The 7099-nt window shown below is 63.8% G+C and carries 6 protein-coding genes; 5 read left to right on the forward strand and 1 reads right to left on the reverse strand.

The window, feature by feature from the left end:
- The first annotated feature begins 103 nt into the window (after positions 1–103).
- Positions 104–1165, forward strand: a complete 1062-nt coding sequence (locus NUV89_RS26035; protein ID WP_257783576.1) for an FUSC family protein — start codon at positions 104–106, stop codon at positions 1163–1165.
- A 157-nt stretch (positions 1166–1322) separates the two neighbouring features.
- On the opposite strand, the gene NUV89_RS26040 is transcribed toward NUV89_RS26035, so the two are convergent.
- Positions 1323–2081, reverse strand: coding sequence for a TetR/AcrR family transcriptional regulator (locus NUV89_RS26040; protein WP_257783577.1), 759 nt, complete (start codon positions 2079–2081; stop codon positions 1323–1325).
- 357 nt (positions 2082–2438) lie between these two features.
- Here NUV89_RS26040 and NUV89_RS26045 point away from each other — a divergent pair, with 357 nt between their 5' ends.
- Genes NUV89_RS26045 through NUV89_RS26060 form a run of 4 tightly spaced genes read left to right on the forward strand, consistent with a single transcriptional unit; the run spans position 2439 to position 7023 of the window.
- Positions 2439–3146, forward strand: a complete 708-nt coding sequence (locus tag NUV89_RS26045) for an ABC transporter ATP-binding protein (RefSeq protein ID WP_257783578.1) — start codon at positions 2439–2441, stop codon at positions 3144–3146.
- On the forward strand, positions 3143–4342 hold the full coding sequence (locus NUV89_RS26050) for an ABC transporter permease (RefSeq protein WP_257783579.1): 1200 nt from the start codon (positions 3143–3145) through the stop codon (positions 4340–4342). The genes NUV89_RS26045 and NUV89_RS26050 overlap by 4 nt, the downstream gene beginning before the upstream one ends.
- Positions 4335–5798, forward strand: a complete 1464-nt coding sequence (locus tag NUV89_RS26055) for a TolC family protein (protein ID WP_257783580.1) — start codon at positions 4335–4337, stop codon at positions 5796–5798. The genes NUV89_RS26050 and NUV89_RS26055 overlap by 8 nt, the downstream gene beginning before the upstream one ends.
- Positions 5788–7023: an efflux RND transporter periplasmic adaptor subunit gene (locus NUV89_RS26060; protein WP_257783581.1), complete on the forward strand. Its 1236-nt coding sequence runs from the start codon at positions 5788–5790 to the stop codon at positions 7021–7023. The genes NUV89_RS26055 and NUV89_RS26060 overlap by 11 nt, the downstream gene beginning before the upstream one ends.
- Positions 7024–7099: the final 76 nt, after the last annotated feature.

Below are 7099 nucleotides of genomic sequence, written 5' to 3' on the forward strand. Positions count from 1 at the left end.
GGATCAGCCAGTACATCTGTCACTGGTAGACCGCATTCGCGAGCAAGCCCGCTCCCACATTTGAACCGCGTTATTCCTGACTACCGAGGCCCCTTTACCACCGATGAACCTGCCCCTCTTCGCCCGGCGCCTGCTGCGCCCGCTGCTCGACCCGTACCGCCGCTATCGCCACGCCAAACTGATCCACGCCGTGCGCGTGTCCATCGGCTTGCTGGCGACGATCCTGCTGACCACCGGCATCAACCTGCCCCACGGTGAATGGGCGTCGGTGACCATGCTCATCGTAATCGGCGGCTTGCAGCACCACGGCAATATCGGCAAGAAAGCCGTGGAGCGCGCCTACGGCACCTTGATCGGCGCCAGTGTCGGCTTGCTGTTGGTGCTGCAACAGGCGTGGCTCGGCCAGCCTTTGCTGACCTATCTGTTGATGTCGGTGGTGTGTGGGTTCTTTTCCTATCACGCCATTGGCAAGGGCGGGTACATCGCGCTGCTGTCGGCGATCACCGTATTTATCGTCGCCGGGCATGGGGACAACCCGGTGTCGGACGGCTTGTGGCGCACGGTGGATATCCTTATCGGTATCGTGCTGGCGCTGGCCTTCTCGTTCGCCCTGCCTTTGTATGCGGTGTATTCGTGGCGCTACAACCTGGCCAGTGCGTTGCGTGATTGTGCCGAGATTTACAACCGGATTATCAGCGGCCGGTCGGTCACCGATGATGAGCACTTCAAACTGCTGAACCGCCTGAACGCGGCGATGCTGCAACTACGCTCGCTGATGCCGTCGGTATCCAAGGAAGTGCGGATTTCGATGACGGAACTGGATGCGATCCAGCGCCATCTGCGGCTGTGCATCAGCACCCTGGAGATTCTGGGCAACACCCGGCCCGACCCGCGGGATGAACAAGCGATGGCGCGGATGCAAATCATGCTGAAAGCCGAGCATCGGCAGATTCGCGTGCAACTGGTGGGGATGGCGCGAGCGTTGAAGTCGGGGGTGACGGAGCGGTTGGAGCGGCCAAGCCACACCACTGGGACCGAACCCGCGTTGGACGCACCGGTGTATAGCGCCCTGGATGGGTATCGATTGTTGACGCTGCAATTGGCGCAAAACGTGGATGGAATGCGCCAGCGACTGGCCAAGACCGCTGGGCACTGGAAAATTTGAATCGGCATAATCCGAAACATTTACAATTTCACACTTTGCCTTACAAAGTTTTCACGCTTTATTCACATCTCGAGCCGTAGTGTGAAGCCTCATCCGTTACAAATGTTGCATATCAAGCCCGCCGCCCCAGCGGGCTTTTTTTTGCCTCGGATTTGCTTTAGCGCGAGGCCTTCACGGCCGGCGCCGACGCTTGTTCACGAATCGCACGCTGGGTATCCAATACCCGCGCCAACGCGGTTTCGGCCTCAGGGCTCTGCTGCGGCACGCGAATCGCCGCCGACACCAGGGTGATCAATTTGGCCATCACCTCGGCATCCGTCGCCGGGCGGCCCAGGCTCATGGAATTCATCAGCAGGCGCAGTTCGGTGCCGGCCATCACCCCGGAAATCGCCTTGAGGGCAAACTGCAGGCGCACGCCCAGCTCGTTGCGCGGCAAGTCCGGCAGGGCCAGGGCGAAGGCTTCGAAGAAGCGCTGGAACACCGGCTGGTAATGCACCTTGAGGTATTCCTGGATGAACGGCGAGGTGTCGCTGTAGACGCGGCCGAGGAAACGGATGAAGGAACGCCCTTCCCCACTGGCGCTTGCCGGATCGCTGCGCTCCAGGCCCATGGCCGGGGCAAATAGCACGCCGAGCAAGGTGTCACAGTCGAGGGGGCCGTCGGCTTCGGCTTCACAGCGTGCCAACAGTTCCAGGCGCTGCTCGTTGAGCGGTTCCAGGCGCTGCATCAGCAGGGTTTTCATCAGGGAATCCTTGTCCCCGAAGTGATAGTTCACCGCCGCCAGGTTGACCTGGGCACGCTCGGTAATCTGCCGCAACAAAACCGCGTCGTATCCGTACTTGATGAAGAGGGCCTCAGTCGCATCCAGCAATCGAGTTTTGGTAACGTTTGGAGCGCTGAGTTTCTTCGCGACCATAAGAGTTCCACGGCGGAAATATTGTTTTAAAAAATAATTTGATTTTTTATACCGGGGCGGCTGGCCGAAAGCAAGTAGTGACACACCGCCATATTACCCAGAGCCCTTGTGGATAGGCATATGACGGCCAGTCAGGGAGTTTTTCCTGGCCCTGAATGCCTTTCAGATGAATCGTTTCAAAGGGTAAAAACGCTCTACATCGACGGCTGGCGGAGCCGGTTGAACGCAGTTACTATTCAAACAATATTTTAAAAACAAGAACTAAAACCAGTCCGTGACGCGCACCAGGCAGCTCCCGAACTTGTTACAAGGCTTTACCGGGGGCATGGCAGCAGCGGCGAGACTGAAGGCGTAGTCATGATGACAGATACCCCCGCGCACCCAGGCTTGATCTCCCTGCAAGGCATCGGCAAACGCTATCAGCTGGCCGGGCAACACCTGTCCATTCTCAATGACGTCAGCCTGGCCATCGCCCGTGGCGACAGCTGCGGCATCCTCGGCGCCTCTGGTTCCGGCAAAAGTACCCTGCTCAATATCCTCGGCCTGCTGGACTTGCCCAACTGCGGCCAGTACCACTTCGCCGGGCACGATATCTTCAACGCCAGCCCTGATGAGCTGGCGGCGATCCGCAACCAGCAGATCGGCTTTGTGTTCCAGAGCTTCAACCTGCTGCCGCGCCTCAGTGCGCTGGACAACGTCGCGCTGCCCCTGAGTTATCGCGGCATCTCGCGTCACGAATCGATAGAGCAAGCCCTGCGCATGCTCGAACAAGTCGGCCTGGCCGACCGCGCCCACCACCGCCCCGCCGACCTCTCCGGCGGCCAGCGCCAACGCGTCGCCATCGCCCGGGCGCTGGTGGGCACCCCCTCGGTGATCCTGGCCGACGAACCCACCGGCAACCTCGACAGCAGCACCGCCCAGGACATCATGGACCTGCTCCTGGCCCTCAACCGCGAGCAGCACGTCACCTTGATTATCGTCACCCACGACGCGCAGATCGCCGCGCGCCTGGACCGCCAGATCCTCGTGCGCAACGGCGTGGTGCAAGAGGCCCCGCGCCCATGAGCCTGCGGGTCGAGCAGAGCCTGAGCCAACTGCTGCATGAAGCGTTCGTCAGCCTGCGCACCCTGGGCAAACGCTCGGTGCTGGCGCTGCTGGGCATCGTCATCGGCAGCTCCTCGGTGGTGGCGCTCATCAACATCGGCCACAACGCGGCGGTGGACGCGGCGCTGATCTTCAAGGACATGGGCACCGACACCCTGGTCGCGCAGTTCCCAGCCAAGGTCGGCAGCAGCCGCCCCATGCGCACGCACCTGGACCTCGACGCCGTGCGCCAGGCCGTGCCGGGCATCGCCCATATCGGCGCGCTCAGCCTGTTCAGCGGGCCGGTGGTGTTCCATGGCCGCACCGCCAACGCCAACCTGGTCGGCAGCACGCCGGGCATCCAGGACGCCATGCGCCTGAGCCTGCGCGAAGGTCGCTTCCTGTCGGACTTCGACGCCAACGAAACCTTCGCCGTGATCGGCGGCCAACTCGCCCAGACCCTGAGCGCGCCCGGCGACCCACTGAAACTGGGGGAACGGCTGCGCATCAACGACTACCTGTTCCTCATCGTCGGCATCCTGCACAGCCAGCCCCGCGCGCTGTTGATGCCGGTGCAGGGCGACGAATCGTTGTTTATCCCCGCCGCAGGCATGCAACGCATCTACGCCAGCCCGCAGATCGGCAACGTGGTGATCCGCGCCGCCCCCGGCCAGGACATGGAGGCCATGGCCAAAGCCACCAGCGCCGTCCTGCAACGCCAGCTCAGCGACCACACCGTGGACATCCAGGTGCCCCAGCAAATGATCGACGGCATGACCCGCCAAAGCCGCACCTTCGCCTACCTGCTGCTGGCCCTCGGCGCGATTTCCCTGGTGGGCGGCGGCGTCGGCGTGATGAACGTGATGCTGATGAACGTCTCGGAGCGGCGCCGCGAGATCGGAATCCGCATGGCCCTCGGCGCGCGCCAGCGGGATATCCGCAACCTGTTCCTGCTCGAAGCCGTGACCCTCACCGCCGTGGGCGCCGCCTGCGGCGCGGTACTCGGCATGACCGCCGCCTGGCTCTACGCCTGGCTGTCAGGCTGGGCGTTCACCCTCGCCGCCGCCGCCCTGCCCCTCGGGGTCGGCAGCACGCTGCTGGTGGGGCTGTTCTTCGGCATCTACCCGGCGGTCTCGGCGTCCCGGTTGCAACCGGTGGAGGCCTTGCGCGATGAATAAGTGCCTGCTGTTCCTGGCGCTGCTGAGCCTGCCGTGCGCGGCCGCCGACATCGCGATCAACCCTTCCTTGCCCAGCAGCAGCCGCAGTGTCTCGCTGAACGCCCAAGTCACCAGCGTGACCCTGGGCGACGCGGTGTACCTGGGCCTGCGCAACAACCCGGCGATCCGCAGCGCGTACCTGCAACGGGTGGCGCAGAAGTTCGACCTGCGCGTTGCCGAAGACACCTTCAACCCCAAGCTCACCCTCAACAGCTACTACCGCAGCACCCGTGGCAGCGCCGACAACGCGCGCAACGCCAACGTGGCGCCGGCCACCAGCCTGCTCGGTGAATACGGCACGCGCCTGAGCATGGGCTGGACCCAACAACTGAACACCGCCGACCGTGCCGGCCGCTACCGCAGTGACGGCCTCGACCTGGCGATCATCCAGCCACTGATTCGCGGCGCCGGCTGGGACGCCACCACCGCGCCGCTGCGCCTGTCGCGCCTGGCGGAGCAGGCCAACCGCCTCAACCTCAAGGCCACCGTGGCGCAAACCATCAGCCAGATCATCGCTACCTACCGCGAACTGCTGCGCGCCCAGGAACAACTGGGCATCGTGCAGGACGCCCTGAAACGCTCCAGCACCTTGCTGGAAGTGAACAAGGCGCTGATCGCCGCCGGGCGCATGGCCGAGTTTGAAATCGTGCAGACCGAAGCCGATATCGCCACCCAGCAACTGGGCGTCGAAGAAGCGCAGAACCAGCTCGACAGCAGCCGCCTGGCCCTGCTGCGCCTGCTCGCCCTGGACCTGTCCACGCCGATTCGCGCCACCGAAGCCCTGGAGGCCAAGCCCATGCAGATCGACAAACGCCAAGCCTTCAACCTGGCGCAGAACCAGCAACCGGAATACCTCGCCGCCCTGCTCGGCAGCCAGCAGGCCGACCTCAACTTGGTGATCGCCAAGGACTCCGGGCGCTGGCAAGTGGACCTGGTGGCCGGCGCGAACCAGCTGCGCGACACCTACAACAATGACAACGGCAGCGGCAACAACCGCACCTGGGACAGCTACGCCGGCGTGCAGGTGCAGATCCCCATCGGCGACATCAGCACGCGCCAGGCCGAAGTGCGCGCGCGGGTGAACGTGCAGGACCAGGAGATCCGCATCACCGACGCGCGCCAGGAACTGGAACGCAGCGTCAACGACGTGGTGCGCGACCTCGGCACGCGCTGGCGCCAATACGAAATCTCCCAGCGCGCTGTGGAACTGTCGCGGCGCAAGATCGACATCGAACGGGAAAAACTCAGCGCCGGGCGCTCCACCAACTTCCAGGTGCTGAGTTTCGAGAGCGATTTACGCAACGCCGAAAACGCCCAGCTCAACGCGCTGATCGCTTATCTGAACGCCCAGACCCAGCTCGACTTGACCCTGGGCATGACACTGGAAAGTTGGGAAATCGCCCTCAATGACTACTAATCGCAAACGCCTGATCGGCGCGCTGTTGATCCTGCTGGTGGCCGCCGCCGGGTTCGCCCTGCGCAGCCCGGCCCAAAGCCCCGCCGCCAGCGAACAATGGCTGGCCGTGCAGCCCGACGCGCTGGTGCACCAGATCGGCCTGGTGGGCAAGATCGAGCCCGACACCACGATCACCCTCACCGCACCGTTTGACGGCAATGTGCAGGCCAACCTGGTGGAGCAAGGCCAGCGGGTCGAAGCCGGCCAGGTGTTGCTGCGCATGGACCCGGCCACCCTTGAAGTGCAACTGCGCGACGCCCTGTCCGCCCAGCTCAAGGCGCGGCGCACCGTGCAAGAGATGCAGGACTGGGACAACGGCCCCGCCGTCAGCCGCGCCCGCCGCAGCCTGCGCACCGCCGAGATGAGCGCCGGCAACACCCAGCGCAAACTCACCGAAAGCGAAAACCTGTTCCAGCGCGGCATCATCCCGCGCAACGAACTGGACGAGCTCAAGCAGCAAACCCAACAGCAGCAACTGGACCTCGCCTCCGCGCGCGGCGAACTGCAACAGGCCATCGACCAGGGCAAGGGCGAATACCGGCAGATCGCCGAGATGGAACTGACCAACGCCACGGTCAAGTACGACGCCCTGCGCCAACTGCTGGAAGCCCGCGAGGTCAAGGCGCCGTTCTCCGGCATCGTCGTCCCGGCCCCCGGCGCCAACACCCCGCAAGCCGGCGCCAGCAACGCCCCGGTGCAGGCGGGCAGCAAGGTCAGCCAGGGCCAGGTGCTGTTTGGCCTGGCCAATATCGAGCGGCTGAAAATCGTCACCAAGGTCTCGGAGCTGGACATCAACCGACTGCATCAGGGCCAGGCGGTGGAAGTGCTGGGGGACGGCTTTGACGGCGAACGGCTCAACGGCTCGGTGAGTGTGGTCAGCGGCCTGGCGATGACCAGCGACAGCCAGGGCAGTGCGCAATTTCCGGTGACGCTGTCGATTCCCCAACTCACGCCGCAGCAGTTGCAGCGGGTGCGGCTGGGGATGAGTGCGCGGCTGACCATCGTGACCTACAACAATGCGCAGGCGATGGTGGTGCCGGCGCAAGCCATCAGCGCTGGCGAGGTGGAGTATCGCGAGGCGCTGGACAAACCGGTGGAGCGGGTCAAGGTCACCACCGGGCAAGCGACCCCTCAGGGGGTTGAGGTGTTTGGCCTCAAGCCTGGATTTGTGAAGGTCTCAAGATAGATGCAGGTCCAAATGTGGGAGCGGGCTTGCTCGCGAATGCGGTGGATCAGTGGATACATCTTTGACTGACACACCG

Source organism: Pseudomonas sp. 18.1.10, from assembly GCF_024655625.1.
Classification (GTDB): Bacteria; Pseudomonadota; Gammaproteobacteria; order Pseudomonadales; family Pseudomonadaceae; genus Aquipseudomonas.